Here is a 461-nt window from a genome sequence, read left to right on the forward strand (position 1 = left end):
AACCTATCAAACCCCTCTATTCACTGATACCAATGGAAATCCCGAGTTGTGGAAAACAAACGCGGATGTGTTTACCTATAAATATATCGATTATAATGTTAGACTGGTCAGACCGGCAGGAAGGGATAATGAGTTATTTAAATGTAATCATAATTCATTGAGTTTAGATTTTTGTATAGCTCCCGTACACCCATCCAATTATGAAACAATATTTGAAGGCTTTGGGTCGATGAATACAAATGCTAATAATTCTGCCTATATTCTTGACCATATTACAACAGCAGTATGGTATAATTATCCAAACATGATTGGACAGTATAAAGCATGGTTGTATACATTTCCTGATCCAAATGTTGGTCCAAAAGTTATTAAAACCGAACATAACCACACCGCAAAACCGTAACAGGTATGACAGTGATTCGAAATCACTTGGAATGCAGGCCGGGATACCCCTTGCGGGT

Annotated in this window: 1 pseudogene; it reads left to right on the forward strand. The window is 37.5% G+C overall.

Annotated features, from left to right (window positions below):
- Positions 1 to 403 (forward strand): annotated as a pseudogene (locus H3T57_RS09050) (hypothetical protein); the annotation flags it as partial.
- Positions 404 to 461: the final 58 nt, after the last annotated feature.

This window comes from Commensalibacter sp. W6292M3, assembly GCF_016101315.1.
GTDB classification, from domain to species: domain Bacteria; phylum Pseudomonadota; class Alphaproteobacteria; order Acetobacterales; family Acetobacteraceae; genus Commensalibacter; species Commensalibacter melissae.